This is a genomic window from Niabella aquatica (assembly GCF_054779315.1).
In genome coordinates this window covers 246,389-272,536 of sequence record NZ_BAAGYM010000011.1, presented here as the reverse complement: position 1 = coordinate 272,536, position 26,148 = coordinate 246,389, and the positions used below count along the sequence as shown (strand labels likewise).

Here is a 26,148-nt window from a genome sequence, read left to right as displayed (position 1 = left end):
GTAAAAATACTCACCCAACAAACAAATGATGAATTTGACACCCTCTCTTAATGTACGAAAATAATCGTACAACGACTATCTTTTAATTTTCGGGAACACCCTTACCATATTTTTGATTTTTGACAACATTTAACACCGCGCTATAGTCTTACGGGAACTTTTTTAATAAGATGATTCTCCAGCGCCTGGAATTTAATGTATTGCTCACGGCTTAATATTCTTTGCAGGCAAACCGTTCTCTTTTGTTTGAGTTTGAATAACTGCTCATCGTAATTTTTATCAGCCGCTTTTAGCTTTTGAGCCCTGGCCTGGTAGTCGCGTTCTACTGTTTCTAATTTTTTTACCTGCTCAGCACTTAATTTTAACAGGCTGCGCCATTCATTGATTGGGGTATTTGCCCGGGACGTATTATTTTGGGAAGACGCGCAGGAAACAAATAAAAAACCTGTAATCATTAAAAGGTATATCATTTTCATTTCCTTATTCATTTAGAGAAAGACGGCCACAACCCGTTATACGTTGTATGTGCAATAGCCTGCAAGTCTGGGATCGGGAAGTCAGAAGCCTGTTACACACTATACCTATGAACTGTGATCCTGCAACGAGCCTCTCTAGCGCTCTATCCACACCCTTCTTCCGGAAAGCGCGCTTAATGAGTCTTTAACTCTTGTAGTATCCAGGTGGGCTACAGGAAGAGGAATAAACAGCTTATAGGTTACAGAATCAGCAGTTTGCATTTCTACCGGCCAGTTGATCTTTTTTAGCTGATGGTATCTTTTAAATGCCCGTGCCTGTGTGGCTGTTTCAAGCACGAACTTATACATTCCGGGAAGGGTAGCAGCAGTTGCCGCGGTTGCGGGTTTAGCCGCCATGGTATCTTTACCTGCATGCGCTTCAGGTGGTACAGGAGTTGTGGTGATTTCTTCTACAGCGTTGGCATTGGTCTCCACGTTCTTGGCATAAAACCAAACGGTAGCAGCTATAGCCAGGATGCAGAGGGTGAGTATAATAACGGCCGGCCTGGTCTTTCGGGGTTTTCTTGTTTCATCAATATAGGTTTGAGGCACAGAATTCTTCTCTGTTATAGGAACCTGTTTTTTCTTTTCTTTTTCGGTATGATGATATTTTTCTTTATGAAACTCAAAACTGCCATCAACTCTTTTTGTAAGGGTACCAATACCACTTAAAAAATAGGGTTTCCCGGTATTTAAAAAGTTAATAACGGCATCTATCTCAGACAAAAGGTCGGATTTTGAAAGTACCTTCATTTTCCCTGTTTCGGCCGAAACAAAGTCTATCAGCGCTTCATCGAGCGCTGTAATTTTACTTTGTTCAAAAGTGATATTCAAAAGGGCAGCCCCTTTTTTACTGTAGTCTGCATCAGGATCATAAGCACTTTCTGCATGAAAGGTCCCTAAGCCGGGCAGGCATAATATTTTATTGGCTGCAAGATATCGGGCTAAAACAGGAGCTAATTTCATCCGTTTATTTTTTATTTTTTTTAATCAGGTTTGATGGTTACTGCCCTGCTAAGCAGGAAAACGGCTCATTTCTTTGCTCTTACCTGGTTTTTAATAGCCGGATCTGTCTGGTCTGAAGGACAGGATCTGTTATCTCATGCAGTCCGGATATGCAAACCAACCTGGCTTATTACAAAACGTTGATTATGATGAATTCGCAATATAAAAGTTTTTATTGTATTACCCAAATGCAGTAAAGCGCTTAATTTTGGCAAACATACATGAAACGCGCTCGTTTATAAAGTCTGCCCGTTCCGGCGGGGAGGTACACGAGGGGTGAATGAAAAATTTCATGGAAGTTCCATGCCTGCCTGTCCGGCAGGCCCTGGTCCAGAAACAATGATAAAATTTCAATAGAAATGTACACCAAGGAGGAAGAGGCCTTCATTACATATTGGGCAGCGCACCGGCAAAAAAAGAAAAAATTTTTCAGGCAAATGATCGTAGGATTGCCTGCGGGTATCCTGTTAGTGGTTGCTATCCTGCTCAATTTCATGAGTGGCTGGTATAAAAGGGCCGCCATGGTAGCTAATGCCAGCCCTTCTCTTTTTATTATTTTATTCATTGCTGGAATAATTATTGTTGCGTTTGCCGGTATATTCTCGTCTTACCACAAGTGGGATATCAACGAAACCCGCTATAAAGAATTGATCAGCAGAAAATAGTTCACTTTTTAAATTTTAATAAAATCTCTACGAAAATGAAAAAAATGGTATGGTTCCCGGTTGCGGCTGTATTTGCGGCGCTTATTGTAACGGCTTGCTTTAAAAAGGATGATGTGGTACAATGTACGCCAAATACAATGGAAAAGGACCGGCATATAATTGATTCTTTTATTAATGATAATGGCTTAGGTTATGTATCATTTAATTCTCAATTAAATCTGTACACTGGTATAGTAAGTCCGGGAGAAACAAATGCGCCTGGCGATAATACAGATATCGCTTATAAATATACCATTAAGCTTATGAATGGAACTACTTTATACACCTCAGATAGCCTGTATCGGAACTCTCAAACAGGAATTAACCTTAAGCCAAGTGATTTTAACTCGGCCTCGCTCGAATATTACTTTTTTAAGAGTGTGGGTAAGAAGGGCGTAATGAAAGTCATTGTACCATCTCACAGAGGTTCGGATTGTAGAGATCAACAGCTTCAAAATGGGATTATAATTCCGGCTAATTCGCAACTTATTTATGATTTTACTTTAACCGGGGTAGGAACAACAACGCCATAATATGAAAGTATATTTAATTGTATCGGTTTTATCAGCTTTTATTCTTTCAGGGTGTTTAAAAAATGATGAGCCCGATCCCTGTGTATCCAAAACAGCAGAGCAGGAACTGCCGGCTATGATAAAATATGCAACGGATAGTGCCATCACCTACCAGCAACATGAATCCGGCATTCTTTATGAAATAATCGAACCCGGCACAGGGGCAAATCCTACCGCTACCAGCACTGTTAAAGCAAAATACGTAGGAAGGTTTTTAAACGGCCAGCAGTTTGATGCAAGCACTGGCGGTGTTTCTTTTAATCTTTCCGAAGTAATAAGAGGATGGACCATAGCTGTTCCTCTTTTGAAAGAAGGCGGTAAAATGAAAATGATCATTCCATCGTCCCTGGCGTATGATTGTAATCCTTATTATCCTGCTTTTCATAACAAGCCTTTGTACTTTTATATAGAACTGGTAGATGTACAATAGCCTCGAAAAGAACATAACCTTATTAAAGCCCGGGTTACCGGGCTTTTTTGTACCTGCTTGCCGGTCATCAAAATATAGGTAAGCTTTGCGAGACGAAATCACTTGAACAGGTATTAAGCTCAACTGAGCGTAGAATTGTTCAACTAATTGCGGAAAACAAAACAAGTATACAAATCGCGTGGCTTTATTTATCAGCACATACACGGTAAAGAATCACCGGCACCGCATCTGCCGTAAGCTCAGTCTGAAAGACGAAAACAATGCCCTGGTCAAACGGGTACTACAACATAAGGACTTATTAAAAAGAAATTACATAAAAAGCAGCTGTCGGCCAAAGCAATACACATAAAGAAACATCAAAGCCAACTACAGGTCAGATACATAGCATATCAATTTTTACAACGGCTCCATCAGCTTCCGCAAAAAAATTCAATACTATCTCCTTTCGCTTTCTTATGGTAGCTGCGTATTTGTGATTTTAATAAATCAAGTCGTATGCTGTTCTGTTAAATCTCTTGTTACTTTAGTAAATCCTATCACCTGGTTCGCGCTATCATGTATAGCGGTAATTACCACACGAGCCCAAAATAACAATCCATCTTTTTTTACTCTCCAGCCTTCATCTCTTACTACATTACAGGAACGGGCCTGGTCCAGTAGCCTTTCCGGAAGTTGAGCGGCGCGATCATCTATAGTATAAAATTCTCTAAAATTTTTGCCAACTATCTCCTCTGCCTTGTAGCCCTTAATTTTTTCAGCACCCTTATTCCAATTCTCAATATTTCCGCATTCGTCCAGTAAAAGGATAGCATAATCTTCAATTTCTTCAACCATCTTGTTGTATTTCAGCAGTTTTAAATCTTCCTTACCCATGGTCTCATTTACAATTCCATGGATCCGGTCATCGAGCATATTAGAAGCTGTTTCTAGCATCGTTAACCATTCCTCATCTATTTCATAGCCAGAATCTCTTACTAACTTCACTAAACCCAATATGCTGGAAACCGGCTGCCTTATCTCATGCGACTGAAGCTGTGCAATATTTCGAAGCCTGTCATTCTTTAGCTTTATTTCGCTAACAGTCTTTTCAAGTGCACTCCTGCTAAGCTCTAACTCTATAATCAATACAATTTGTTTGGCTAAAACTGTAAGCAGATTTTTTTGAGTGAGGGAAAGATTGTTCGGCTTTTTGTCAAACAAGCATAAAGCTCCTAAATGATTCCCGTTATTTAAAATCAAAGGTGCCCCGGCATAAAACCTGATAAATGGAGGTTGTACTACCAGTGGATTATCAATAAACCTCGCATCTTTCGTTACATCAGGTATCTCCAGTATTTCATCTTGAGCGATTCCATACTGGCAAAAAGATTTATCAATAGGAACTTTTTTTAGGTTTATTCCTGATGCAACAGTCAGCCAGTTCGTGTCTCGGTCCAGCACAGTTACAAAACATATAGGCATGTTGCAAAGCCGGGAGCATAGCTTGGTTATTTCTTTAAATTGCGGGTAACGTGAAAAATCAATTTCCAAAACTCTCTCCGCTTCTTTAATCCGATCCTCTTCATTGGTCATATTTGCAAAACGTTTAAAAAGCCATTTAAAGTAAGATAAAAGACTAATAAAACAGGAAATTTATTTTACTTTGATCAACAATTTCTGACATCACGATAGGCAGCTGATGAAATGAATCATCTTATTCAATAATTTGTTCGGCTAGCTCGAATTAACTATTTGTCTCATATCCTATATTTCAATTTACCGGCACCATTCCGTTTTCTTTTGAGGTTATCACTCCAAAAAAGACAATATTGATAGCAAACCAAAAAACTGACTTTAACCAGTTTCCTTCCCGGAAAGCTTCAATCAGCGAAACGCCAAAGAAGATTGCAAATACAGAAAAGTCAGTACGCTGGTTTATCTTTCTCATAATTTGAAGGCATTTATCGTTTACAAAAATAAACTTATTGAAAGTTGAAGTTACATCAGGTGACTTCTGTCAGCTTTTAAAATGACTATAATCAAATTATACAACAATACCAGTTAAGTGATATCCGCACGCTTTTCTATGGGCAAAATAGCTATAGTCATCTATCTCGTTTTTATGGGTCAGCACACCCTGCGCTTAGTTTGGGTTGGTCTGCCTGGTTTTTCGCATTTCAGCGAATAGATTTCCGATCATCCTATCTGCAAAAATCACTTCTTCCGGCTTTTGTTTTTTCAAATGTGGAACGAATAAAGTGGCCACTTTGAAAATGCACCAGGTATTAAACGGAGGTTTCGCATTTTATGGCTGGCTTTTTATTCATAATCCGGCCGGTAGTTCTGATAAAGAAGTACACTGCTTCGGTTACGCAACAGCCCCAAGTTTTTTGCATAGGTATTGCAACTCTTCTATCTTGTTTATACTGATCACTTTAATATCGGTTACAAATACATTGGTAACCAAATCCTCTGCTACCTCCACTTTAACAAGACCATTAACAAAATGTTGGGTATTAGACCCATTAGACGGCTGAAACCCGAGATTCATAATTTCGTTGGTAGTCATATTCGTTGTTTCCTATGCAGATTCAAAATAAATGCCATTAATTGCTAAAATCAAACCGATATCGATAAACACCCTTAATAGTTCGGTGAATAAGGAACAGTTTTCGATTAACGGGATTCTTACTATTTCAGTAAAGGGCCTCTTATTATATACTTATTAAAATATTTATTGTTCCTGCCTCTGATTAGGAAAAGTCTGTAAATTTGCTTTTTAAAATCTAACCTGTATGAGAAAGATATTATTCTATGAGGACGTGATCCGGTTGCTTCGCGAGTCCGAGTCAGATGATTTTATCCAGCAGGGAATCCTTCTGCTAAGCCTGGTGCACGAAGCAATGGCAAAAAATACGTTACAAAAGGATGACTTCATATTTACCCAGTTTGAGGAAGGACATATTTTGGTTACAGATATTAAAAAAACTGCAAGGGTTTAGCCATTTATGGATCCATATTTTTATAAGCAGATTTTGGACTCGTACTAAAACAATGGCATTACCTGGCACCTGTTATTGACAAATAATATAAATAAATGAAAATCAATGTGGTCCTCAAGCATTAATTTTTAAATAGACATAATACGCTATTAAACCCCAATATATATATAAGGTAATCTATCAGAGATAATAAAATATCATAGTCTTTGCAGTAACTAAGGCCTGAGCCTATTGGATAAGCTGCCTGCATTCAAAAAAAACATCACTTCTGGTACAGTACGGCTATTGATCTCGAGCGTTTCGCGCCTGTTTTCGGTCTGGGCATGTTATCGATACTTGCACTGGCAGGTGGTGGCACCAAACGCCGTTAGACAGGTATGGCAATACTGGCATTAGTGACAATGAATAGCTATTGATCCGAGCCAGTGACCTTCCCGATCTTAAGAGTGAGATACACTATCCAGCTGATGTATCCGGCCTGTAATGAGTTTAGCACTTTTCCAGCTTTTAATTTCCTGGCTTGTTGTCAGGAACAACTTCTCGTGCCGTGTTGCCTTTGTTGCAGTGATTAGCAGCCTGAGAAAACCGCCTCTCCCAAATTTTAGCATTCCAAAATGCTTTACTCCCTTTGAAATTATTTTTTGGCCTTTTAAATTTGGTATAGTTTTAGTGTCATGATAGTGTCATTTATAAAAATCGAAAAATACTTGCCATGGCTAAATCCAAATCTGCTCCAGCTAAAAACTTAAAAGCCGCTGATCTGGCTGCTTACACAACAGACCCTGCCAATAAAGCAATGACCACCGACCAGGGTTTAAAGATCAACGATGATCATAATTCCCTGAAAGCCGGTGAGCGTGGCGGAACCCTGCTCGAAGATTTTATCCTGCGCGAAAAGATCACCCATTTCGATCATGAGCGCATCCCTGAAAGGATCGTTCACGCAAGAGGCAGTGGTGCGCATGGAGTGTTTAAACTCACCCGGTCTTTGAAGGAATTTACAAAAGCAGCATTTCTTACAGATACCAGTCGCGAAACGCCCGTTTTTGTAAGGTTTTCTACAGTAGCCGGATCGCGTGGCTCTACCGATCTGGCGCGGGATGTGCGCGGGTTTGCCGTAAAGTTTTATACAACCGAAGGCAATTACGACCTGGTAGGTAACAATATCCCCATCTTCTTTATACAGGATGCGATGAAGTTTCCCGACCTGGTGCATTCGGTAAAGCCGGAGCCGGATCATGAGATGCCGCAGGCCGCGTCAGCGCACGATACATTTTGGGATTTTATTTCGTTGATGCCCGAAAGCACCCACATGGTAATGTGGACCATGAGCGACAGGGCCATACCCCGAAGCCTGCGCATGATGGAAGGTTTTGGAGTGCATACCTTCCGCCTGATTAACGATAAAGGGCAGGGAAGCTTTGTAAAGTTTCACTGGAAGCCCATATTGGGCGTACATTCAGTAGCATGGGACGAGGCTCAGAAAATTTCGGGGAAAGATCCCGATTTTCACCGGAGGGATTTGTGGGAAGCAATTGAAGAAGGAAATTACCCGGAATGGGAGCTGGGTGTGCAGATCATTCCCGAAAAGGATGAGCATAAATATGCGTTCGATCTGCTCGACCCTACCAAGCTGGTGCCGGAAGAGCTGGTGCCCGTACAGATGATCGGGAAAATGACCCTGAACCGAAACCCAGATAATTTCTTTGCAGAAACCGAGCAGGTAATGTTCAGTCCCGCGCACCTGGTGCCGGGCATAGATTTTACCAACGATCCGCTGCTGCAGGGCCGTTTATTTTCTTACACGGACACACAGCTGTCAAGGCTGGGCGGTCCGAACTTCCACCAGATCCCGATCAACCGTTCGGTAAACACCATCTACAACAACCAGCGGGACGGGCACATGCAAATGCAGATCAATAAGGGAAAATCCAGCTATTCACCCAATAGCATCGGCGGGGGATGCCCCTATATGGCAAAAGCGGCCGAAGGCGGCTTTACTTCTTATACAGAAAGAATTGATGCCAGCAAGATCAGGGCGCGCAGCAAAAGCTTCCGCGACCATTTCGGGCAGGCAGCCTTATTTTATAACAGCCAAAGTGAGCCCGAGCAACAACATATTAAAGACGCTTTTAGTTTTGAGCTGTCTAAGGTTACCATCCCGGCCATCAGGGAACGGATGGTAAATAACCTTACGAATGTTAATATGGACCTGGCGAAATATGTTGCAGGTAAATTAGGACTACCATTGCCCAAAAAGGCGATGCCGGTTGAAAATGGTGCCATCCCTGCCGACGGAGATCCGAGGGACTATGCACCGCTAAAAATAAAGCAGAACATCGGGCATTCGCCTGCGTTAAGCATGGCCGGTTCTAAAAAGGGAAATATTGCCACCCGTTGCATAGCGGTGCTGGTCGCCAATGGAGCGAATACAGCAACCATTATGGAATTACAAAAGGCAGCTACGGCAAAAGGAGCCAAAATAAAGCTGATCGCTCCAACGCTGGGCGCTGTAACCACCGCCGATGGCAAGCAATTGCAACCACAAGAAACATTATTCAATACCGCTTCAGTACTTTTTGACGCAGTGTATATACCCGGCGGTGAAGGGGCGGTTAAAGCTTTGATGACAGATCCTGACGCCATTCATTTTGTAAATGAACAGTTCCGCCATTGCAAAGCAATAGGTGCAGACAAAGATGCCGCCGATTTTATAGAAAGAACTTATTGCGACAAGGGTGAAGGCATTGTTACTGATGGTAATATTAAACGGTTCCTGGATGAGGTAGGCCAGCACCGCTTTTGGGAAAGGGAAATGGCCAGAAAAGTACCCGCATAAGTTCGATAATTTAAATCCAATCATTATAAAACTGTTCTTATCCACTGACCACTAAATTAGTTTTTACCAATAAAAAGCCTCCAGTGTTATGCTGGAGGCCTTTTTGTTTTTGTTTAAAAGTTATTAATCAAATTTCAGTTTGTCGATGAACTCATTAATATTTTCCTTTGTTTCACCGGTTTTCTTTTGCACTCTGCCGATCAGCTCATCTTCTTTACCTTCTTCATAAAGTAAATCATCATCTGTCAGGTCCGCCCATTTTTGCTTCAGGTTTCCTTTAACAATGTTCCAGTTCCCTTTGATCTTATCATTTACTGTGCTCATAACTCTTTAAGTTTTTAAGATTAAAAAATATGATGGATTAAAAATACAGGTAATGCGCCCGGATATGGCACTAAGCAATGTTTAAAAGTATCTATACGCTGCCTTTTTAGTACTTGCTTTGCATTTGGCTTTATGTGGTAGCTGATTTACAGATAATGATACAATTCTATTTATTCGCGTGTAGCGGAGCCCATCGGCTCACTACCTGCGTAAACAGCATACGCTCTAAAACTTCCTGCATGAGTACAATTTCAAATTTCAGGCCATAAATTACATTACAGAATATTTTAAAAATAAGCAATATCAAAAACAAGAGACTTGATGAAAAATAATATCAAATCGGCTCTTAATTTCATTCTCAATTATACTTATAGTTGTCGCATCGCCAACCAATAAAAATATTATCTACTTAAATCAGATTCGGTATGCATTGCGCATAGCCAATCGTTATTAGCGTTTACCCACGTTGAGGTACAGACGCACTCAAAGAAAGATGGCTGACCATCCACATTAAATTCCAGCTGGATATGGTAAGCAATAATTGCGGCATCATTTATTACCTGTATTTCCTCCTTGGAGATGTCCAGCACTTTCATTTGCCTGCTCTTGCCCGCATCAAACATTTTTTTAAAAGTATCGGCATCCACATTTTTAACGCCATCTCTGCCGGCTGTAATGCAGGGAAAGCGGGTAAGGCTTTTTACCGTTTCAAAATCCCGGCTTTCCATTGCCTGCCAGTATTTCTTTTCCAGATCGAGAATGTTAGTTTCCATAATGTTTTTTTGTTATTGATACATATTGTGTTTATTTCAAACATTGTCCAGATATAAAGTAGCAAACATGTTCAGCTCCGGTAAGCAGGCTTGTGCGGTTATTGTGCTTCTATTGCCTGAATCACTTTTTTAAGGTCAATTCCTTTACCCAGCACCGGTTTAAACAGGTCGCCTTCAGCTTTTATCCGTTCAACAGCGTTGCGCATTGTAAAATCAGCCATTTTTAAACCCTTTTTTACCTCGTCCCAATGGAGCGGCATCGAAACCGTAGCGCCCGGTTTTGGCCTTACCGAATAAGGGGCTGCTATCGTAGCATGAGGCCGGTTTTGTAAAAAGTCGAGATACATCAGTCCCTTCCTTGCCTTTACTGTTCTTTTGATTGAAGTGTATTTAGGAATTTGCTGATGAACCAGCATAACTATCACCCTGGCCAATTCCTTCGACTGTTCATAGGTGTACTTATTACCCAGCGGAATATAAATGTGCATGCCTGTTGATCCGCTTGTTTTGGGGTATGAAACTACACCCATATCTTCAAGCACCTGCCTGGTTACCTGTGCCGCTTCTATCACCTGTTCAAAAGAGGTTTTACCGCCGGGATCCAGGTCTATTATGCAAAATGTAGGGTAATCGGGCTTTTTGATAGTGCTGCTCCAGGGATTCATTTCAATACAACCTAAGTTGGCCATATACAGCAGCGTTGCTTCATCGTAACCAACGAGATAATTCCTGTCCTTATTATCGGCATCGCTATGGTAGAGAAAAGTATGTACCCAATCAGGGGCTTTCCCCGTTACATCTTTGAAGTAAAAACCTTCTCCTGTTATTCCGTCGGGAAAACGGTTCATTGATTGGGGGCGGTCTTTAAGATAAGGCAGGATATAAGAAGCTACCTGGTAGTAATAATTTATAAGGTCGCGCTTAGTATATTTTTCCTTTGGCCAGAATATTTTGTCAAGGTTGGTAAACCTTAGCTCATGGCCGCCCACCTTGCGTACCTGGGTTTTATCTTTTGGATTTAAAAGCGTCTTTCGGTCTCCCTTCTTAACCGGCTGAACAATCGCTTCGCTGCTCTGACTCTCCAGCACTTTTTCGGTGGCGATTTCTTTTTCAAGAACCACTTCTTTAGCTTTTTTATCGTTCCGCATACCTTCGAATGAGGGATGACGCATCACGCCATCAGTGGTCATTTCAGCGTAGCTTACTTCGCAGATCAATTGAGGCTTTAACCATGTGGCTTCAGCTTTGGGTGGATTAGGTCTGAAACGGCTGGGCTTATTGACATCCGGTTCTTCGCTAAAGGCTGGTTTCTGGGTAATAAGCGGTTGAAATTGCTTCAGCATGCCCTTTTGCTGTTGTATGTTAAAGCCAGTGCCTATTTTACCGGTATAGATAAATTTACCTTTTTCAAACACGCCCACCAACAACGAGCTAAAAGGCTTACTACTGTCTACGTTATTGGTATAACCGCCAATAACCACTTCCTGCCGCTTGTTGGCCTTGATCTTCAACCATTCCCTGCTTCGGCCGCCAGTCAAATATTTACTGTCTTTCCTTTTGGCCATAATGCCTTCGAGGCCCATTTTCCTAGCGGCTTCCAGAAACTCGATGCCCGAAGTTTCGAAATCATCGCTGGCCTTAATTATCGAATCGGCAGGTAATAACTCCTTCAGTATGGCCTTCCTGTTGGTAAGCGGCAAATGTGTAACGTTATATCCATTGTACCAAAGAATGTCGAAAAGATAATACAGCAACGTGCCATCGGCTTCACTTCTCCAGTTTTGCAGCGAAGCAAAATCAGCATGGCCATTCTCCTTTACTACAACAATTTCTCCATCTACAATCGCGTCAACTGGCCAGTCTTTTAACGCTTCATGCACCGGGTAGTATTTATCATTGAAGGATTTATCGTTTCGCGATTTAAGCTCTATCTTATTGTTATTCATGAATGAAACGGCGCGGTACCCGTCCCATTTAATCTCATAGAGCCAGCCTTCATCATCGAATGGTTTATCAACAAGTGTTGCCAGCATCGGCTTCACCGATGTATAAAAGGCTTGTTCCGTTGCTTTATCCAGCAGCCTTTTTAGCCTGCTGCCCGCCGGCTTTGTGCTGTCCGCTATGGGCGCTATCTTTTTCTTTATCTTTTTTACCGGTTCAGGGATGGTTGCTGCTTTTTTTGCTGTTTTTACCGCTCCCGTACTTCGACCCTTCTTTTTTGCTGATGAGGAATATATATTTGTAGCAGAATGGGCAATCTGCTCAATGGTTTTTTTCGATCTTACCGACTTATCCTTTAAAGTAATGTCTTCTTTACCGGCATACTTATCGTCAAGCTTCATCAGCAACCAGCCGTTTTCGCCACGGGCGGCAGCTTTAACCAGTGCAAACATTCCTTTCAGCTTTTTGCCGTGAAGCGTAAATTTTAATTTCCCTGAATAGAGCTGGTGCAACAATGATTTTTCCTGTGCTTTCCTGTCTTTTTCCTTTATCTCCGCCGGTTCATAGGTACCCTCATCCCATACCATCACGGTGCCGCCACCATATTGTCCCACCGGTATGATCCCTTCAAAATTCCTGTAGTCAAAAGGGTGATCTTCTACCATCATCGCCAGGCGCTTTATACCCGGATCGAGCGACGGGCCCTTTGGTACGGCCCAGCTTTTCAATACGCCGCCCATTTCCAGGCGGAAATCGTAATGCAGGTGCGATGCTGCATGTTTCTGGATAACAAAATGAAGTTGGGTACCGGCAGACTTTCCGCCAAAGGGCTCAGGAGTCTTGCCTGGTGATCTTTTCTGCTTGTAGGCTGATAAGCTCATAATTAGGTGGGTTAAAAACACGGTCAATCAAAATTCACTATGGGGCATATTTTCCCTATGCCATTCTTTGCAGGCTTGTCAATATCCAACGCTTTTATGTCAATATGCGCCCCGTCAGGATTCTTTCGCCTTAAATATTCCGTAATCCCGGATTGTTCGTTACCTACCTTTTCTATTGCCTGCTTCACGGCCTCTTTGGTAACATTCAGCGCTCCTGCCAGGTAGTCTATTTCATACGCCTCGTTACCGCGACCCGATCACGGTCGCGCCGGTCTTTTTTGTTTTTGTCATCTGCCATAACCTTATGTTTTAGAAATAAGATGAATATTAAAAGATTTTGCAAAAAGCATGCTACTTAATAAGTGACAGCCAAAGAGGTTATAAATAAAACTCCCTGTAAATAACAGGGAGCACAACTTAAAATCAGCTGCTATAAAGAACGCCTTTATTACTAAAAATAATAATCTCTGTATTATTAGGGTACAACGGATGAATCAATTTTTAATAATTGTTTTTCTCGCCTCTTGTTAAGCCTTCTGTTTTTTATGGGCTTTATATTTTATTATGCCCAATATGAAATTGCATTAATCTCACTCCCAGATCCCGTTGAATGGTTAACAGATCGGCCTGCCGTTCATCACCGGTTTCATTAGGGGAGTAAATTTTCGCCACCTGGAATTTGTTACCGCCTATACCATTATTGATATTACAACAATCTGAATATGTGGGATATATGCAAAACTGAGTGTCCTACTGAGTTTATATTAGTGATAAAATGTTGCGCTTCCTATAATATCAACGTATTTATATAAAAATATTTAAGCGTTATGAAATTTACTACCATCTTTAAGACTATTACTCTTTGTACTGCTTTTTTATTTATTCTCCGGTCCTGCAAAAAAGCAAATACAGGTGAAAATTGCCTGCCCTTTATTAAAGCAGATACTTTACGTTTCAACGTAGTTGATAAAAACAGTGGAGAAAACCTGTTTTTTCCCAATACGCCCCATTACACCTCAGATCAGATATTATTCCTTATAGATGATATGACAGTGCCTGTAAAAACCAATATTGAAACATCATCATCCGGGCAGAAGAATTTTTTAATTGCAATTGGTTCGGGACAAAAAAGCGGAATCATAAAGGGTTACATCGATGGCATGATGGAATATACGATTGACTATTTAATGAAGCAAGACAGAACTTCAGGGTGTCCAGCATATATTTTCGACAAAATCATTGTTAATGGGAATCAGCAAGAACATAACTTAAAGGGCAGAGTGATTGTTCTGAAGAAATAATGGCTATCAGGTTTGCATTTTTTATTATTCATCTTATAACCATCAAAAAGTCAAAATCGGGTATTGAAAAAACAGGAGCTCATTGACAGGCCTCCTGCTGGGTGCAGCAGCAAAAAAGGTAAAGATTGGGCTATTATTATTCTGAAATGATTAAATTAGCGCAGCTGCTTAAGCTGATATGAAAATAAAAGTAGTCCGAAATGTAATGTCTCGTTAATAAAATATATTACCCTGTCCAATCAATTTGATTTTTGAAAAATAAATCGTATACCAACCCTTACATACATTTAAAAATAGATATACCTCGCTAATCTGCAAGTTAGCGGTCATTGTAACTAACCACACTAAAACAGATTAAAACAAAATCTCTATGCAAACAGATCATCAATCAAAGTATCAGACAATTATTAAAGCACCAATTGACAAAGTATGGGATGCATTAACCCATCCAGAAATTGTAAAGCAATATTTCTTCGGCTCGAACCAGGAAACGGATTGGAATGTTGGAAGTAAAATCTTGTGGACCGGTGAATATGGAGGAACCGCCTACGTAGACAAAGGCGTGGTTTTAGAGTATTTGCCAAACAAGAAACTTTCGTACAGTTATTTGAGCAGCTGGAGTGGATTGGACGATAAGCCCGAAAATTATCTTTTGGTTTCTTATGAAGTAACCCCAACTGAAGGGGGAACAGAGTTAATGATTACGCAATCCAACTATGATGAAGAAAAAGCAAAACATTCTGCCGAGAACTGGGGCGTGGTCATAGACGGGTTAAAAAAACTTATTGAATAAGTGAACGAAGACCTGGGGCTGCGTATTGTAAAGCAGGTCCTAAGAAAACTGGCTGGTCTGATCAGATGAAATACAATAGCGCACCTCCAGTATCCATGAGAGATACATCAATATTTGCTGATATGTTGAGAAGTGCCGGTAAATGCTGCCGATGTTAATTATCGTTTTTATATTATCAGCAATTGTGGCATATTTTAGGGTTGATGCGTGAGCACAACAATGGAAAACAGCTAATCGGAATACAGTAAAATCACCACCGCTGAAGGCACATAAAATAGCAATCATAAATTCGTAGACAACGAATGACAGACAAAAGTAATTTATATTTAATTGGGAAAATTCCAGACTGTGCTGAACAGATTTCACATCTTGTTTCAATGCTTAACTATGTACGACATGGTACGATTTCAACTATTTCGAAATTATCTGTTTCGGAAATCGATTATTTCGAAGACGAAGATACCAATTCTATCGGGTCGCTATTATCACGTGCCGCAGCCGCTGAAGTTGGTTATCAGGCAGCGACATTTTTTAATCGTCAATTAACCCAGGAAGAAAAGAATGAGTGGGATACTGCTCTTGGTTTTGGTAACAAAGCAAGACAGGAAATTAAAGGACATAACGTAGCATATTACCTGGAGAAACTTAAAAAAGTAAGAGCCGTGACGTTTACCGAGTTCGCAACCCGTGACAACAAATGGTTGCTTGAACCTATAACACTGTAAACGATGATAAAATTAGTGATGGCGATACAGAAACGTGATATATTTAATCAGGCAATTAATTTTTTCTGGTCCATACTTTGTTTGGTGCCCATATTCTGGTTTTGGTTCAAGGAAGGTATCAATAACATATATTTTCGTTTATTTCTTGGGATTGCACTAATTATCGGCCTACTTCCCAGAAGTATATTAAACCTTTTGACATTTAGTTCGCAAAGAAATTTCTACGAGCGGCTTGGAGTAAAATTTATTAGGAAATTTGTTCAAAACGGAGATGCCGTCAATTCGTTGAATCATACTAAGGGCATTGCCAATGCAAAAGGGAAAAAACACTTTCGGACCTACACAAAAACCATTGCGATGTATGAAAGATATCATTGGATCTGCCTCACTTTTTTCCTACTAACTACATTATATTGTTTTGCCTACGGTTATGTAAAATTCGGGATATTGATATCAATTGCTAATACATTGTATAATTTCTGCCCCATATTATTGCAACAGTATAATAAACTTAGAATAAAAAAACTATTTAATGACTAAGATAAAATTACAGGCTTATATTTTGCTGCGGCCTGCCTCATTAGGTGGTGGGCTGAAAAGGTCAGATTCTCAGGATTGCACCACATGAAGATGGATCCTTTTACTACTATGTAGACATTGTTGAGTAAAACGATAATGACAACAATCCGTAATAAATTATAAAAGAACAACTATTTTATGACCAAGACATACGTTCCCAAATTAACAACTACTCAAGGCACTTCCGTCTAGTTAAGCGTAACATCTTACCCTGTTATAATCGTACACGACAACGACCCTTCTTATTTCGATTATTATTTATTAGTTTATTGTTATTAAAAGCAAATTTTAACTTTATCGCTTTTCCTATTAAATAGAATAAAAATGAATACACAGGTAATTATACCCTATCAAAATTCCAACAAAGGAAAACACGAGCAGATTGAAAAAATGTTTAACAACATTTCCAAAAACTATGACTTCCTAAACCGACTAATAACGTTCGGAATGGATAAAAAATGGCGAAATAATGTTTTAAAACTTTTGATAGAGAAAAACCCAAAAAACATCTTAGATATTGCAACAGGTACGGGAGATATGGCAATCCTGTTTTCAAAAACAAATGCAAAAAATATCGTTGGCGTAGATATTTCAAAGGGTATGTTAGATGTAGCCAATGAAAAAATATTGAAACTAAATTTGCAGGACAGAATTACAACAGAAATACAGAACTCGGAAGATTTAAAATTTCAGGATAATACGTTCGAAGCTGTGTCCGTAACGTATGGTATCAGGAACTTTGAAAATTTATCAAATGGACTTTCAGAGATATATAGGGTTTTAGATGAAAATGGTGTTTTGGTTATTCTTGAAACCTCACAGCCTAAAAACAAAATATTTAAAGCTATTTATTTGTTTTACACAAGACTGATAATGCCTTTTGTAGCAAAACTATTTTCGAGAGATAAAAACGCCTATAAATATTTATCAAATTCTGCAATCAACTTTCCATACGGAACGGAATTAAAAGAAATCATTCAAAGCGCAGGTTTCAAAAGTGTAGCAGTATACCCTCAATTTTTCGGTGCTTCTACTATTTATTACGCAAAAAAATAGATAGAAAAAGAAGAACCACAGAAACGGGAAAGACAACAATATTTTTTTTGACCATCAATGACCAGGATTAACATCTTGGTCGTTGTGGTTTTAAAACAATGTCAAACAAATCCACCCGACCTCTCTTCGGATAAGCCCCGATGAAAACGGAGCGGATAATATGAAGTAGGAAATCGAGAGCAATTGCAAACAGATAAAGCTGGATGTCGTGAACATTTTTTAAAATGAAATGGAGCGCATTAAGAATGACCCCGATTTACAGCATTTGATACAGCAGGAGGGGTAACGGCTAAAATAATAGGTATTCTAAAAAAATAAACAGACAGACTTGTCTGTTTATTTTTAATTCTATACATTTGTTTTATAAACGATATAGACATGAATACACCAAGAGAGAGAATTATTGATACCGCTTCACTACTGTTCCACCAACATGGCTATAACAGCACTGGAATTAATCAGATTATCAGTGAAGCCAATGTTGCCAAAGCGAGTTTTTACCAACACTTTAAATCAAAAGACGACCTATGTGTTGCGTTTCTGAATGCAAGACATAAATATTGGTTTTTAGAATTGATGACATACGTATCAAAATCGAAAAGCACCAAGAAAAGAATATTGACCGCTTTTGATTTCATCATTTATATGAACGAAAAGGAACACTTTAGAGGGTGCAGTTTTTTGAACATCCTGTCGGAAATATCAAGCGAGCAGGAAAAGATACTTTCTGTGATACAGGCACACAAAAACGACCTTAGAAAATTCTTTGAAAAAGAACTCGGAGAGGAATTGTTATCCGCTCATATCTACCTGTTATTTGAAAGTTCAATTATAGAGAGCCAACTCTTTAAATCAAATGAGTTGGTCGAGAAATCAAAAAAAATCTTGAACAGTTTAATTTAAGTTTTACAACTATGGAACAGAAACATCCTTTACCTCCATTTACTTTGGAGACTGCAAAACAAAAAATCCAAATGGCGGAAGATGCTTGGAATACCAAAAATCCCGAAAGGGTATCAATGGCTTATACCGTTGATAGTAAATGGCGCAATCGAAACCTGTTTATCAATGGTCGGGAAGAAATTGTGAGATTTTTGACCGAGAAATGGGAAAAAGAATTGGATTACAAACTTAGAAAAGAATATTGGGCGCATACCGACAACAGAATTGCCGTTAGGTTTGAATACGAGTACAGAACCAAAGAGGGCAAATGGTTCAGAGCCTACGGTAACGAAAATTGGGAGTTTGATGAGAACGGTTTAATGAAAAAGCGATACGCAAGTATTAACGACCTCGAAATAAATCAGGGAGACAGGTATTTATAGAATACTAGTCTCCCGCTAACGGAAAACAGATAACATACGGACGGACAGGACGGAAAGGGACTCCGATTTATAGTGCTTGAATTGCTTATAAAAAAACTCATTTCTTAATACTTTTAAAATAAAACAATGTATTATCAACAAATTATTCCAATCAAACCGTTACAGGACTATATACGGTACTTTTGGGTATTGGAAGATTTTACTGATGATAATACACAAAAAAGGTTTAAAATCATTCCCGATGGTCTACCTGCATTGATTTTCCAAAACGAGCCAAATCTGTTTTTTGATAAAGCGGGTAAGGCTATGCCTCAATTGTTCCTGTATGGACAATCAACAAAATATACTGAACATAAAGTTACAGGGGCCTTCAAAATTATGGGGGTATATTTGCAACCGACTGCGTTAAAAACACTTTTCAATATAGAAGCATTTGAATTAAATAATCAAAATGTTTCCTTAGAACACATTCTTGACGAGCCTATTCTTGAAAAACTTGTTAATGCCATATCTGTAAATGAAAAGATAGATATTATCACCCATTTTTTCCTTAACCTAATTCAGCAGATTAGGTACAATAATAGAAAAGCAGAATTTGCATCAGCGCTATTGCAAAATGGCAAGACACTGAAAGAAATCCAGGTAGAAATGAATGTGTCGGAACGTTCTTTGGAAAGGATGATAAAGCAATATGTTGGAATATCGCCTAAAATGTTTTCAAGGATTATCAGGTTTCAATCGGGTTTAAATACATTACGTCAGACTGACTTTAAGAATTTTACAGAACTCGCCTATATGGCTGGTTATTTCGATCAGTCGCATTACATTAAGGAATTTAAAGAGTTTACAGGAACTAACCCTACAAATTTTGTACTTAACACGCGTGAATACTTAGCAAATTTCCCATTGTGGAATGATTAGTTAACCATCTTTTTTTATACCTGTCGGTTTTTTACTATCTCACAGATTTTACCGTGGATAATTTTGTGCTTAAATCAAAAGCATGGCTTTGGTATATCCTTGATCGGGATATACCAAATACTTAGCGTATTTATTTAATTATTGTACAGATAAACAAGAGCAAAATGAGCAAAGACAACATTCTAAAAGTCGTTAGATTAAATCCTAAGAGTATATCAGCCCCGGTTGGAAAGTATTCACACGTCACTGTCATTCCCAAAAATTCAGATTTATATACCTTTTCTGGTCAAATCGGGGTAGATAATAACGGAAATATCCCCGAATCTTTAAATGAGCAGGTGCATAACACATTTAAAAATATTGAGCAGATTTTGGAAAGTCAAAATCTAACCCCCGATGATATAATAAAAGTAAATATTTGGGCTACGGAAGATATTGATTGGGATTCCTATATACAAAATGGGAAAATTTATTTATGCAAACGTATCCCTCAATGACCATCGCCTATGTAAAAGGATTAGGTCTTGCAGAACTTAAAATCGAGATTGAAATTTGGGCTTCGAAACAATGATAGCCCGCCTTGTAAACTACTCATTCTAAGTTAATTTTAGCGTTTCTGGTTTTTTCTGATAAAAATATAATGAATAAATACGTCGGAATTTTTTTGTAGTGATTGCTACAAAATACTATCTTTGTCAACGATATGCCGAGAAACAAAGGATTTGATTACAATAAAAAGCTGGAAATAGTGCGTAACCTATTTTGGGAAAAAGGTTATCATGCAACTTCCATGAAAGACATTGAGCATGTAATGCAACTCAGCATTACCAGTATTTATAATGCCTATGGGAACAAACATAAACTTTTTCTTGAATGCCTCGGTAATTATGCCCAAATGAAAACAGCCCAATATCAAGGTGCGGTCAAACATGACGGTTCACCGTTCACAGTACTTTTCCATGTTGTACATGATGTGGTGAAACAGACAATAAAGGATAAAAAAAACTGCCTTATAATCCGTACAATCTTTGAATTGGGGGATAGTGATAAAGAGGTAAGCAAATTGATTACCACTAATGCCAAAGTTTTAGAGGGAATATTCAAAGACCTTATAGAAAAAGCAAAAATGGCAAAAGAGATTAAAGGCGATGTTGTACCCGAAGTGGTTGCAAGATTTATCCTTTCGTCTTTTAGCGGATTTCACAAGCATTATATCCTATCGGGAAACAACAAGGAAGTAGAACAGATGGTTGATTTTATGCTAAACTCAATGAAAGCATAATTTTTTTTGCAATATTCTGTATCGTTCACTACAAAATAAAATTTATGAGAAAGCAATTAAAGATAATTTTAACGTGTGCAATGATTATGGCAAATGGAGCGTATGCACAACAATTCACAAAAAACAGAAAAGAAGTAATTATGGTAAACAATCCTCAACAAGAAGTACAACGACTGGTTGCTCATTCTTATTACGAAAAAATCAATAGTGGAAATTTCAATGATGACAGTTATTATGACCTGTTTACAGAAGATGTAAAAGTATTCTATCCAAAATTCGGATTCGCCGAGGGCAAGGCAGGTGTAAAGAAATTCGGTGAACAGGTAAGGAAGTTATTTAACAACCTCACTTTTGAGTTGGACAAATTCAACTTTATAGTAACGGACAATATCGTTGTTGTCGAGGGAGTGGAAAAAGGAGCGATATATACAGGTTCTACCTTTCCCGATAATGAAGTGTCATTTGGAAAATTTTGTACAGTGTTTGAATTTGAAGGTAACCGAATAAAGAGAATGTACTGTTATGTTGACCCAGACCACGCGGGCATGGATACAGAAGTTGTGACGTTGTTAAAAAATGACATTCAGAACCTAAAAGAAACCGAACAGAAAAACATTGAAATTCAAACACAAAAAATCGTTGAAGAGTTTTACGAAATCCAATCGGGTAAAAAACAGCGAAGTATGGCAGAACTGTTTGCCGATAAGGTTGACTTTGATCTACCGGGAAATAGGGAAAAATTTCCATGGACAGGAAAGCGAAGTACAAAGAAAGAAGTTGAAGACTATTTCAAAGTTCTGTATCAGAATATAAAATCCGAAAAATTTGGCGTGGAATTTATCGCTATAAACGGAGAAAATGCTGTGGCAGTAGGACAATTGTCATCGGTCATACTAAAATATGATAAAGTATTTAACGCCCAATTTGTAAATATTTTTAAGGTTCGCAACGGCAAAATAGTGAAATACCATTTTCTGGAAGATAGTTACAGATTAAATGAAGAAATGAAGTAGCGGAAACAGGCTAATTAACCGAGATAGAGAAAAAGCGTATCGGTAACTTTGTTTGATAAACTTAGAAATGGTGTAAGAATTACACCATTTCCACGTCCCACTTTTCCATAAACAGCTTTTTTAATTGCGCTAACTCATTTTGGTACATGGTGTTTTTCCTTGTGCCAAAGTAGAGCGTGTTTTCCCACGGTTGGTTGCCCTGCCATACCAGTTTGATTTTTCCGGCATCCAATGCTTCATGGCAAAGAAAATCCGGTACAACAGAAAAGCCCTCGTTATCGCTCAAACAGCGGATAATAGAACTGATATTGGGTACAATATAGTTGGGGCTGAAATCGGGATGCTCATTAAAATTCCTTGACCAAAAATTTTTCAGGTGTTCCATATCGCCTGCCGTGCTGTACCATAGCTGTTGTTTGAGAAAATCCCCTGCCCCTGCAATATTACCATCTTCCAATAATGGTGTCAGTTCGGAAATATCCGTATTGCTTCCGGCAATCAGCACTATCCTTTCTTTGGAAAACGGTTCGTAAACGAGGTTTTGCTGGTTGCCCTTTTGCGGCGTGACAATCATATCCAGCAAACCGCTATCCAAATCCACCTGCATCTGCGGATAAAGTCCGAATTTGATAATCAGGTTAAACGGCAGGCTTGCCACGTGTTCTTCCAATGTATATTGGAACGTTTCAAAGCACATTCCTACGCTGATGGTTGCCCGCTCCGGTTGCGAACGGCGATGGAAATGCTGTTCGGCACTTTCCAGTTTTTTGAGCGGTTCGAGGATGAAGTTGTAAAGTATCTTGCCCTTTTCGGTAGGAACCATTTTCCGTGGCGAACGGTCAAACAACTTATATCCCGCATAGGCTTCCAGCGAATTGAGGTGCAGGCTTACGCCCGGTTGCGAGATAAACAACTCCTGTGCTGCGGCAGACAATGTGCCTGTTTCGTATATGGCTCTGAAAGTCCTAAGCCATTCTAAGTTCCATTGCATATCTATCAGTTTTGTGATACAAAGGTGCAATTTAAGTTATTTGTATAATAAATAATTGTGATAGAAATTTGCATTATCATTCATTTATCTGATAATAACTTAATAATAAAATACAATGGATAGACGAGATTTCATTACAAAGACCTCTTTAGGTGCATCCGCATTGGCAATCCCTGCATGGGTTGGAGCAACAGCCAAAGAAACAATAACAGGAGAACAGGCATCCGTTTCAGCAAAAGGCTTTTGGCCGAACGGAGCAAGATTAGCCATTTCCATAGCCCTGCAATTTGAAGCAGGCGGACAACCCATTTCGGGAGCAGGTGGATTGATACCCGAACCCATCAAAAAAGGCTACCCTGACTTAGCCACCAATTCCTATTTCGATTACGGCGTACAGGAGGGGCTTCCGAGGTTACTGGATTTATTCGACAAATACGGTGTCAAGGCAACATCGTTCATGGTTGGCAAAGCGGTGGACAACAACCCCGAATTAGCCCGTGAAATTGTACGCCGTGGACATGAGCCTGCCGCTCATGGCAAAGAATGGGCATGGCAATACCATTTATCGAAAGACGAAGAACGGGAATGGATACGAAGCGTGAAGCAGTCCATCGAAAAGGCAACGGGCGTAACGCCATTGGGTTATGACTGTTACTGGATGCGTGGAAGCGTACATACGTTGAGCCTGCTCCAAGAATTGGGCTTTATCTACCATAACAACGATTTGAGCCGTGATGAGCCATACATACAGCAGTTGAACGGAAAGCCATTTGTGACCATGCCCTATACCATACACATGAACGACATCGGTTCGTATGACTTCCCCGGTTTTTCGCCTGCCGACTATGAACAACAATTAAAGGATGAGTTTGACCAACTGTATGAAGAAGCGGCTACCCGCAGGCGCATGATGCTCATTAGCTTCCACGACCGTATTTCCGGTCATGCCTCACGTGTGCGTGTGATAGAACGTTTCCTAAAATACGTGGCACAGCACGATGGCGTATGGTATGCCACCAAAGGCGAGCTTGCCAAACACGCTTTGGCTACGCCCGACATCACACCACTTGTAAAGCGTGATGTTGCCGAAAAAAGCGGTCTTGCAGGCAATACAAATCTATAACCCTTAAAAATCAGGAAACATGAAGCATATCATCATCACATTATTTGTCCTGCTCTTTGGCAGCATGGCTATTCCGGTAAACGGACAGAACATAAAGAATACTGGCAAAGAAAAAGCCGTCCATATCGTGTTGTTCAAATTCAAAGAGGGAACAACCACGGAACAGGTACAGAGCCTTAAAGATGAAATACTGAAACAGAAAGGCACTATACCCGGACTACTGGAGATTTCTTTCGGCGAGGACTTCACGGGCAGGGCAAAAGGTTTTACCCATGCGGAAGTAGCGGTGTTCAAGAACAGGAAATCATTGGAAGACTTTAATGTATCGGAATACCACAAACAGTTGATAGCAACATATATCAAGCCAGTACTGGAAGATATTTTGGTACTGGACTACCAGCAAAAATAACACGTCGCTATAAAGATTAATTTAAAAACAAAAAAGATGAAAATATTTCTCACAGGAGCAACAGGCTATATCGGTAGTTCGGTTGCTACCCATTTGATAAAGCAGGGGCATGAGGTTTTCGGCTTGGTAAGGGATAAGGGCAAGACAGATGATGTCAAGGCATTGGGCATCGTTCCCGTAATCGGAACATTGGAAGACCGGGAGTTGCTTACCGGGTACGCACAGGAAACGGATGCGGTAATCCATACAGCCAATTCAGACCATCGTTTCGCAGTTGACACGTTTATCGGTGCTTTAACCGGAACAGGAAAAACGTTCATACACACTTCGGGTTCAAGTGTGGTGGGTGATGACGTAATGGGTGAAACTGAAAACCCACAGGTATTCGATGAAGAAACATTGTTTGTTCCAATGGATGTACGGCAAGAGCGGGTAAACATCAACAACGATATACGGATAGCAGGTATCACCAAAGAAATACGGGGTATTATTATCGTTCCATCCATGATATACGGCAACTCTTTGGGATTGGAGGTTGAGAGTGACCAATTGCCTGTTGTTTTCAGAAAATCAAAAGAAATGAACGCAGGTGTTTACGTGGGCAAAGGTGTAAACAAGTGGTCTAATGTGCATATAGCAGATTTGGTAACACTCTATTCGCTTGCTTTGGAAAAAGCCCCGACCGCTTCCTATTTCTATGCCGAAAATGGCGAGGCTTCTTACAAGGAAATTGCAGGTTATGTAAGTCAGGCATTGGGATTTGACGGAAAAGTGATGTCGTGGAATGCAGATGAAGCATTGGCAGAATTAGGCGATTGGGCAAAATATGCGTTGGGTTCAAACAGCCGTGTAAGAGCCGTTCACGCCCGAAATCTGTTAGGGTGGAAACCTGATGCCGTTTCGTTACAGGATTGGATAGCATTACAGAAAAAATAAACACGATGGTAAATCAGTATTTAACATATCTATTCGCCCGGTTGCTCATTGGCATGAGCATGTTCGGACACGGTTTTGTACGGGTTTTTGACCTTGCGGCATTCGCAGAAAAAATGACCAAAGGCTTTGAGGACACCTTGTTGCCGGAGGCATTGGTGCATCCGTTTATGATAGCCCTGCCGATTTTGGAATTAGCGGTAGGATTGCTTTTGTTGGTTGGGGCTAAAACCAAATGGGCAACGATAGCGGGATTGGTCATTATGCTGGCTTTAATATTCGGCTCATCCATGCAGCAAAATTGGAGTGCCGTTCCCGTCCAGCTATTCCACGGGCTTTTTTTGCTCGGCATTTTGCTGTTTCTGCCCTACAACAAATATTCGCTTGATGGTAAACTTTCACAAGACAGCCAACAATAATTAAAATAAGAAAAAATGAAAATCAATTTAACAGCTATTATCAAAAGCAACCCCGAACACACAGAGGAAATGAAGCGTGTTCTAAAAAATCTGGTCGTACAATCAAAGAAAGAAACTGCGTGTTTGCAATATGATTTGCACCAAAGCACGGAAAGCCCGAACATTTTTATTTTCCACGAAATATGGGAAAATGAAAGAGGTTTTGCCCTGCACAACGAACAACCCCACATTAAAGCCTTCGGGGAAATAGTAAACGAGAAATTGCAGGAGCAACCCACTATTTATATAACAGAAACGATTTAAAAACATTAAT

General features: G+C 39.7%; 31 protein-coding genes and 1 pseudogene. 22 read left to right on the top strand and 10 right to left on the bottom strand.

Annotated features, from left to right (window positions below):
- Window positions 1–140: 140 nt before the first annotated feature.
- Together ACYVBM_RS10755 and ACYVBM_RS10750 are read right to left on the bottom strand one after the other, a co-directional pair.
- Window positions 141–476: a hypothetical protein gene (locus tag ACYVBM_RS10755; protein WP_460685656.1), complete on the bottom strand. Its 336-nt coding sequence runs from the start codon at window positions 474–476 to the stop codon at window positions 141–143.
- Window positions 477–611: 135 nt separating this feature from the next.
- Window positions 612–1,481, bottom strand: coding sequence for a hypothetical protein (locus ACYVBM_RS10750; RefSeq protein ID WP_460685655.1), 870 nt, complete (start codon window positions 1,479–1,481; stop codon window positions 612–614).
- A 398-nt stretch (window positions 1,482–1,879) separates the two neighbouring features.
- Here ACYVBM_RS10750 and ACYVBM_RS10745 point away from each other — a divergent pair, with 398 nt between their 5' ends.
- The 4 genes from ACYVBM_RS10745 (at window position 1,880) to ACYVBM_RS10730 (ending at window position 3,575) form a co-directional block, all read left to right on the top strand.
- Window positions 1,880–2,185 (top strand): hypothetical protein, encoded by a 306-nt coding sequence (locus ACYVBM_RS10745; RefSeq protein ID WP_460685654.1) that lies wholly within the window; start codon window positions 1,880–1,882, stop codon window positions 2,183–2,185.
- A gap of 35 nt (window positions 2,186–2,220) precedes the next feature.
- Window positions 2,221–2,757: an FKBP-type peptidyl-prolyl cis-trans isomerase gene (locus tag ACYVBM_RS10740; protein WP_460685653.1), complete on the top strand. Its 537-nt coding sequence runs from the start codon at window positions 2,221–2,223 to the stop codon at window positions 2,755–2,757.
- 1 nt (window position 2,758) lies between these two features.
- On the top strand, window positions 2,759–3,226 hold the full coding sequence (locus ACYVBM_RS10735) for an FKBP-type peptidyl-prolyl cis-trans isomerase (RefSeq protein WP_460685652.1): 468 nt from the start codon (window positions 2,759–2,761) through the stop codon (window positions 3,224–3,226).
- Window positions 3,227–3,404: 178 nt separating this feature from the next.
- Complete coding sequence (locus ACYVBM_RS10730; RefSeq protein ID WP_460685651.1) at window positions 3,405–3,575, top strand: LuxR C-terminal-related transcriptional regulator; 171 nt, start codon at window positions 3,405–3,407, stop codon at window positions 3,573–3,575.
- Between the two features lie 137 nt (window positions 3,576–3,712).
- Here the strand turns inward: ACYVBM_RS10730 and ACYVBM_RS10725 are convergent, their stop codons facing one another.
- The 3 genes from ACYVBM_RS10725 to ACYVBM_RS10715 form a co-directional block, all read right to left on the bottom strand.
- Window positions 3,713–4,798: a PAS domain S-box protein gene (locus tag ACYVBM_RS10725; RefSeq protein WP_460685650.1), complete on the bottom strand. Its 1,086-nt coding sequence runs from the start codon at window positions 4,796–4,798 to the stop codon at window positions 3,713–3,715.
- Window positions 4,799–4,976: 178 nt separating this feature from the next.
- Window positions 4,977–5,153 (bottom strand): hypothetical protein, encoded by a 177-nt coding sequence (locus ACYVBM_RS10720; RefSeq protein ID WP_460685649.1) that lies wholly within the window; start codon window positions 5,151–5,153, stop codon window positions 4,977–4,979.
- Between the two features lie 420 nt (window positions 5,154–5,573).
- Window positions 5,574–5,774, bottom strand: coding sequence for a hypothetical protein (locus ACYVBM_RS10715; protein ID WP_460685648.1), 201 nt, complete (start codon window positions 5,772–5,774; stop codon window positions 5,574–5,576).
- 226 nt (window positions 5,775–6,000) lie between these two features.
- Between ACYVBM_RS10715 and ACYVBM_RS10710 the strand changes: the two genes are divergently transcribed.
- Both ACYVBM_RS10710 and ACYVBM_RS10705 read left to right on the top strand, forming a co-directional pair.
- Window positions 6,001–6,207 carry a hypothetical protein gene (locus tag ACYVBM_RS10710; protein WP_460685647.1) on the top strand — a complete coding sequence of 69 codons (207 nt, stop codon included), beginning with the start codon at window positions 6,001–6,003 and terminating at the stop codon, window positions 6,205–6,207.
- Between the two features lie 712 nt (window positions 6,208–6,919).
- Window positions 6,920–9,046, top strand: coding sequence for a catalase (locus ACYVBM_RS10705; protein ID WP_460685646.1), 2,127 nt, complete (start codon window positions 6,920–6,922; stop codon window positions 9,044–9,046).
- A gap of 123 nt (window positions 9,047–9,169) precedes the next feature.
- Here ACYVBM_RS10705 and ACYVBM_RS10700 read toward each other — a convergent pair whose 3' ends face one another.
- The 4 genes and pseudogenes from ACYVBM_RS10700 to ACYVBM_RS10685 form a co-directional block, all read right to left on the bottom strand.
- Complete coding sequence (locus ACYVBM_RS10700) at window positions 9,170–9,370, bottom strand: CsbD family protein (protein ID WP_460685645.1); 201 nt, start codon at window positions 9,368–9,370, stop codon at window positions 9,170–9,172.
- Between the two features lie 401 nt (window positions 9,371–9,771).
- Window positions 9,772–10,143 (bottom strand): nuclear transport factor 2 family protein, encoded by a 372-nt coding sequence (locus ACYVBM_RS10695; RefSeq protein ID WP_460685644.1) that lies wholly within the window; start codon window positions 10,141–10,143, stop codon window positions 9,772–9,774.
- Between the two features lie 98 nt (window positions 10,144–10,241).
- Window positions 10,242–12,965, bottom strand: coding sequence for a DNA ligase D (gene ligD / locus ACYVBM_RS10690; protein ID WP_460685643.1), 2,724 nt, complete (start codon window positions 12,963–12,965; stop codon window positions 10,242–10,244).
- 23 nt (window positions 12,966–12,988) lie between these two features.
- A pseudogene (locus ACYVBM_RS10685) lies at window positions 12,989–13,198 on the bottom strand (DUF3606 domain-containing protein); the annotation flags it as partial.
- Window positions 13,199–13,792: 594 nt separating this feature from the next.
- On the opposite strand from ACYVBM_RS10685, the gene ACYVBM_RS10680 reads away from it, so the two are divergent.
- The 11 genes from ACYVBM_RS10680 (at window position 13,793) to ACYVBM_RS10630 (ending at window position 21,960) form a co-directional block, all read left to right on the top strand.
- Window positions 13,793–14,266 (top strand): hypothetical protein, encoded by a 474-nt coding sequence (locus ACYVBM_RS10680; RefSeq protein ID WP_460685642.1) that lies wholly within the window; start codon window positions 13,793–13,795, stop codon window positions 14,264–14,266.
- 370 nt (window positions 14,267–14,636) lie between these two features.
- Window positions 14,637–15,059, top strand: coding sequence for an SRPBCC family protein (locus tag ACYVBM_RS10675; RefSeq protein WP_460685641.1), 423 nt, complete (start codon window positions 14,637–14,639; stop codon window positions 15,057–15,059).
- 302 nt (window positions 15,060–15,361) lie between these two features.
- Window positions 15,362–15,784, top strand: coding sequence for a hypothetical protein (locus tag ACYVBM_RS10670; RefSeq protein ID WP_460685640.1), 423 nt, complete (start codon window positions 15,362–15,364; stop codon window positions 15,782–15,784).
- A 3-nt stretch (window positions 15,785–15,787) separates the two neighbouring features.
- Window positions 15,788–16,324, top strand: coding sequence for a glycosyl-4,4'-diaponeurosporenoate acyltransferase CrtO family protein (locus ACYVBM_RS10665; RefSeq protein ID WP_460685639.1), 537 nt, complete (start codon window positions 15,788–15,790; stop codon window positions 16,322–16,324).
- Window positions 16,325–16,687: 363 nt separating this feature from the next.
- Window positions 16,688–17,419, top strand: a complete 732-nt coding sequence (gene ubiE, locus ACYVBM_RS10660) for a bifunctional demethylmenaquinone methyltransferase/2-methoxy-6-polyprenyl-1,4-benzoquinol methylase UbiE (protein WP_460685638.1) — start codon at window positions 16,688–16,690, stop codon at window positions 17,417–17,419.
- 378 nt (window positions 17,420–17,797) lie between these two features.
- Window positions 17,798–18,322: a TetR/AcrR family transcriptional regulator gene (locus ACYVBM_RS10655; RefSeq protein ID WP_460685637.1), complete on the top strand. Its 525-nt coding sequence runs from the start codon at window positions 17,798–17,800 to the stop codon at window positions 18,320–18,322.
- Between the two features lie 11 nt (window positions 18,323–18,333).
- Entirely contained in the window at window positions 18,334–18,744 is a 411-nt protein-coding gene (locus ACYVBM_RS10650) for a DUF1348 family protein (RefSeq protein ID WP_460685636.1), read from the top strand.
- 126 nt (window positions 18,745–18,870) lie between these two features.
- Window positions 18,871–19,665 carry a DUF6597 domain-containing transcriptional factor gene (locus ACYVBM_RS10645; RefSeq protein WP_460685635.1) on the top strand — a complete coding sequence of 265 codons (795 nt, stop codon included), beginning with the start codon at window positions 18,871–18,873 and terminating at the stop codon, window positions 19,663–19,665.
- Between the two features lie 164 nt (window positions 19,666–19,829).
- The gene (locus ACYVBM_RS10640; RefSeq protein ID WP_460685634.1) at window positions 19,830–20,162 is read left to right on the top strand and encodes a RidA family protein; all 333 of its coding nucleotides are present in this window, start codon (window positions 19,830–19,832) and stop codon (window positions 20,160–20,162) included.
- A 206-nt stretch (window positions 20,163–20,368) separates the two neighbouring features.
- Window positions 20,369–20,947, top strand: coding sequence for a TetR/AcrR family transcriptional regulator (locus ACYVBM_RS10635; protein WP_460685633.1), 579 nt, complete (start codon window positions 20,369–20,371; stop codon window positions 20,945–20,947).
- Window positions 20,948–20,991: 44 nt separating this feature from the next.
- On the top strand, window positions 20,992–21,960 hold the full coding sequence (locus ACYVBM_RS10630; protein WP_460685632.1) for a nuclear transport factor 2 family protein: 969 nt from the start codon (window positions 20,992–20,994) through the stop codon (window positions 21,958–21,960).
- A gap of 79 nt (window positions 21,961–22,039) precedes the next feature.
- On the opposite strand, the gene ACYVBM_RS10625 is transcribed toward ACYVBM_RS10630, so the two are convergent.
- Window positions 22,040–22,951 (bottom strand): LysR family transcriptional regulator, encoded by a 912-nt coding sequence (locus ACYVBM_RS10625; protein ID WP_460685631.1) that lies wholly within the window; start codon window positions 22,949–22,951, stop codon window positions 22,040–22,042.
- A gap of 115 nt (window positions 22,952–23,066) precedes the next feature.
- Here ACYVBM_RS10625 and ACYVBM_RS10620 point away from each other — a divergent pair, with 115 nt between their 5' ends.
- Genes ACYVBM_RS10620 through ACYVBM_RS10600 form a run of 5 tightly spaced genes read left to right on the top strand, consistent with a single transcriptional unit; the run spans window position 23,067 to window position 26,138 of the window.
- Entirely contained in the window at window positions 23,067–24,074 is a 1,008-nt protein-coding gene (locus ACYVBM_RS10620; protein ID WP_460685630.1) for a polysaccharide deacetylase family protein, read from the top strand.
- A 19-nt stretch (window positions 24,075–24,093) separates the two neighbouring features.
- Complete coding sequence (locus ACYVBM_RS10615; RefSeq protein ID WP_460685629.1) at window positions 24,094–24,483, top strand: Dabb family protein; 390 nt, start codon at window positions 24,094–24,096, stop codon at window positions 24,481–24,483.
- 36 nt (window positions 24,484–24,519) lie between these two features.
- Window positions 24,520–25,419 (top strand): NAD-dependent epimerase/dehydratase family protein, encoded by a 900-nt coding sequence (locus tag ACYVBM_RS10610; protein ID WP_460685628.1) that lies wholly within the window; start codon window positions 24,520–24,522, stop codon window positions 25,417–25,419.
- 5 nt (window positions 25,420–25,424) lie between these two features.
- Window positions 25,425–25,835: a MauE/DoxX family redox-associated membrane protein gene (locus tag ACYVBM_RS10605; protein WP_460685627.1), complete on the top strand. Its 411-nt coding sequence runs from the start codon at window positions 25,425–25,427 to the stop codon at window positions 25,833–25,835.
- 15 nt (window positions 25,836–25,850) lie between these two features.
- Window positions 25,851–26,138, top strand: a complete 288-nt coding sequence (locus ACYVBM_RS10600; RefSeq protein WP_460685626.1) for a putative quinol monooxygenase — start codon at window positions 25,851–25,853, stop codon at window positions 26,136–26,138.
- Window positions 26,139–26,148: the final 10 nt, after the last annotated feature.

What these genes read in the sequence shown, in the direction of transcription:
- ligD (WP_460685643.1), bottom strand. Translation starts at nt 12,965, where the DNA reads ATGAGCTTATCAGCCTACAAGCAGAAAAGATCACCAGGCAAGACTCCT.
- ACYVBM_RS10705 (WP_460685646.1), top strand. Translation starts at nt 6,920, where the DNA reads ATGGCTAAATCCAAATCTGCTCCAGCTAAAAACTTAAAAGCCGCTGAT.
- ACYVBM_RS10740 (WP_460685653.1), top strand. Translation starts at nt 2,221, where the DNA reads ATGAAAAAAATGGTATGGTTCCCGGTTGCGGCTGTATTTGCGGCGCTT.
- ACYVBM_RS10745 (WP_460685654.1), top strand. Translation starts at nt 1,880, where the DNA reads ATGTACACCAAGGAGGAAGAGGCCTTCATTACATATTGGGCAGCGCAC.
- ACYVBM_RS10665 (WP_460685639.1), top strand. Translation starts at nt 15,788, where the DNA reads ATGATAAAATTAGTGATGGCGATACAGAAACGTGATATATTTAATCAG.
- ubiE (WP_460685638.1), top strand. Translation starts at nt 16,688, where the DNA reads ATGAATACACAGGTAATTATACCCTATCAAAATTCCAACAAAGGAAAA.
- ACYVBM_RS10650 (WP_460685636.1), top strand. Translation starts at nt 18,334, where the DNA reads ATGGAACAGAAACATCCTTTACCTCCATTTACTTTGGAGACTGCAAAA.
- ACYVBM_RS10630 (WP_460685632.1), top strand. Translation starts at nt 20,992, where the DNA reads ATGAGAAAGCAATTAAAGATAATTTTAACGTGTGCAATGATTATGGCA.
- ACYVBM_RS10615 (WP_460685629.1), top strand. Translation starts at nt 24,094, where the DNA reads ATGAAGCATATCATCATCACATTATTTGTCCTGCTCTTTGGCAGCATG.
- ACYVBM_RS10725 (WP_460685650.1), bottom strand. Translation starts at nt 4,798, where the DNA reads ATGACCAATGAAGAGGATCGGATTAAAGAAGCGGAGAGAGTTTTGGAA.
- ACYVBM_RS10605 (WP_460685627.1), top strand. Translation starts at nt 25,425, where the DNA reads ATGGTAAATCAGTATTTAACATATCTATTCGCCCGGTTGCTCATTGGC.
- ACYVBM_RS10680 (WP_460685642.1), top strand. Translation starts at nt 13,793, where the DNA reads ATGAAATTTACTACCATCTTTAAGACTATTACTCTTTGTACTGCTTTT.
- ACYVBM_RS10610 (WP_460685628.1), top strand. Translation starts at nt 24,520, where the DNA reads ATGAAAATATTTCTCACAGGAGCAACAGGCTATATCGGTAGTTCGGTT.
- ACYVBM_RS10640 (WP_460685634.1), top strand. Translation starts at nt 19,830, where the DNA reads ATGAGCAAAGACAACATTCTAAAAGTCGTTAGATTAAATCCTAAGAGT.
- ACYVBM_RS10695 (WP_460685644.1), bottom strand. Translation starts at nt 10,143, where the DNA reads ATGGAAACTAACATTCTCGATCTGGAAAAGAAATACTGGCAGGCAATG.
- ACYVBM_RS10715 (WP_460685648.1), bottom strand. Translation starts at nt 5,774, where the DNA reads ATGACTACCAACGAAATTATGAATCTCGGGTTTCAGCCGTCTAATGGG.
- ACYVBM_RS10620 (WP_460685630.1), top strand. Translation starts at nt 23,067, where the DNA reads ATGGATAGACGAGATTTCATTACAAAGACCTCTTTAGGTGCATCCGCA.
- ACYVBM_RS10710 (WP_460685647.1), top strand. Translation starts at nt 6,001, where the DNA reads ATGAGAAAGATATTATTCTATGAGGACGTGATCCGGTTGCTTCGCGAG.
- ACYVBM_RS10755 (WP_460685656.1), bottom strand. Translation starts at nt 476, where the DNA reads ATGAAAATGATATACCTTTTAATGATTACAGGTTTTTTATTTGTTTCC.
- ACYVBM_RS10645 (WP_460685635.1), top strand. Translation starts at nt 18,871, where the DNA reads ATGTATTATCAACAAATTATTCCAATCAAACCGTTACAGGACTATATA.
- ACYVBM_RS10670 (WP_460685640.1), top strand. Translation starts at nt 15,362, where the DNA reads ATGACAGACAAAAGTAATTTATATTTAATTGGGAAAATTCCAGACTGT.
- ACYVBM_RS10625 (WP_460685631.1), bottom strand. Translation starts at nt 22,951, where the DNA reads ATGCAATGGAACTTAGAATGGCTTAGGACTTTCAGAGCCATATACGAA.
- ACYVBM_RS10735 (WP_460685652.1), top strand. Translation starts at nt 2,759, where the DNA reads ATGAAAGTATATTTAATTGTATCGGTTTTATCAGCTTTTATTCTTTCA.
- ACYVBM_RS10655 (WP_460685637.1), top strand. Translation starts at nt 17,798, where the DNA reads ATGAATACACCAAGAGAGAGAATTATTGATACCGCTTCACTACTGTTC.
- ACYVBM_RS10600 (WP_460685626.1), top strand. Translation starts at nt 25,851, where the DNA reads ATGAAAATCAATTTAACAGCTATTATCAAAAGCAACCCCGAACACACA.
- ACYVBM_RS10750 (WP_460685655.1), bottom strand. Translation starts at nt 1,481, where the DNA reads ATGAAATTAGCTCCTGTTTTAGCCCGATATCTTGCAGCCAATAAAATA.
- ACYVBM_RS10700 (WP_460685645.1), bottom strand. Translation starts at nt 9,370, where the DNA reads ATGAGCACAGTAAATGATAAGATCAAAGGGAACTGGAACATTGTTAAA.
- ACYVBM_RS10675 (WP_460685641.1), top strand. Translation starts at nt 14,637, where the DNA reads ATGCAAACAGATCATCAATCAAAGTATCAGACAATTATTAAAGCACCA.
- ACYVBM_RS10720 (WP_460685649.1), bottom strand. Translation starts at nt 5,153, where the DNA reads ATGAGAAAGATAAACCAGCGTACTGACTTTTCTGTATTTGCAATCTTC.
- ACYVBM_RS10635 (WP_460685633.1), top strand. Translation starts at nt 20,369, where the DNA reads ATGCCGAGAAACAAAGGATTTGATTACAATAAAAAGCTGGAAATAGTG.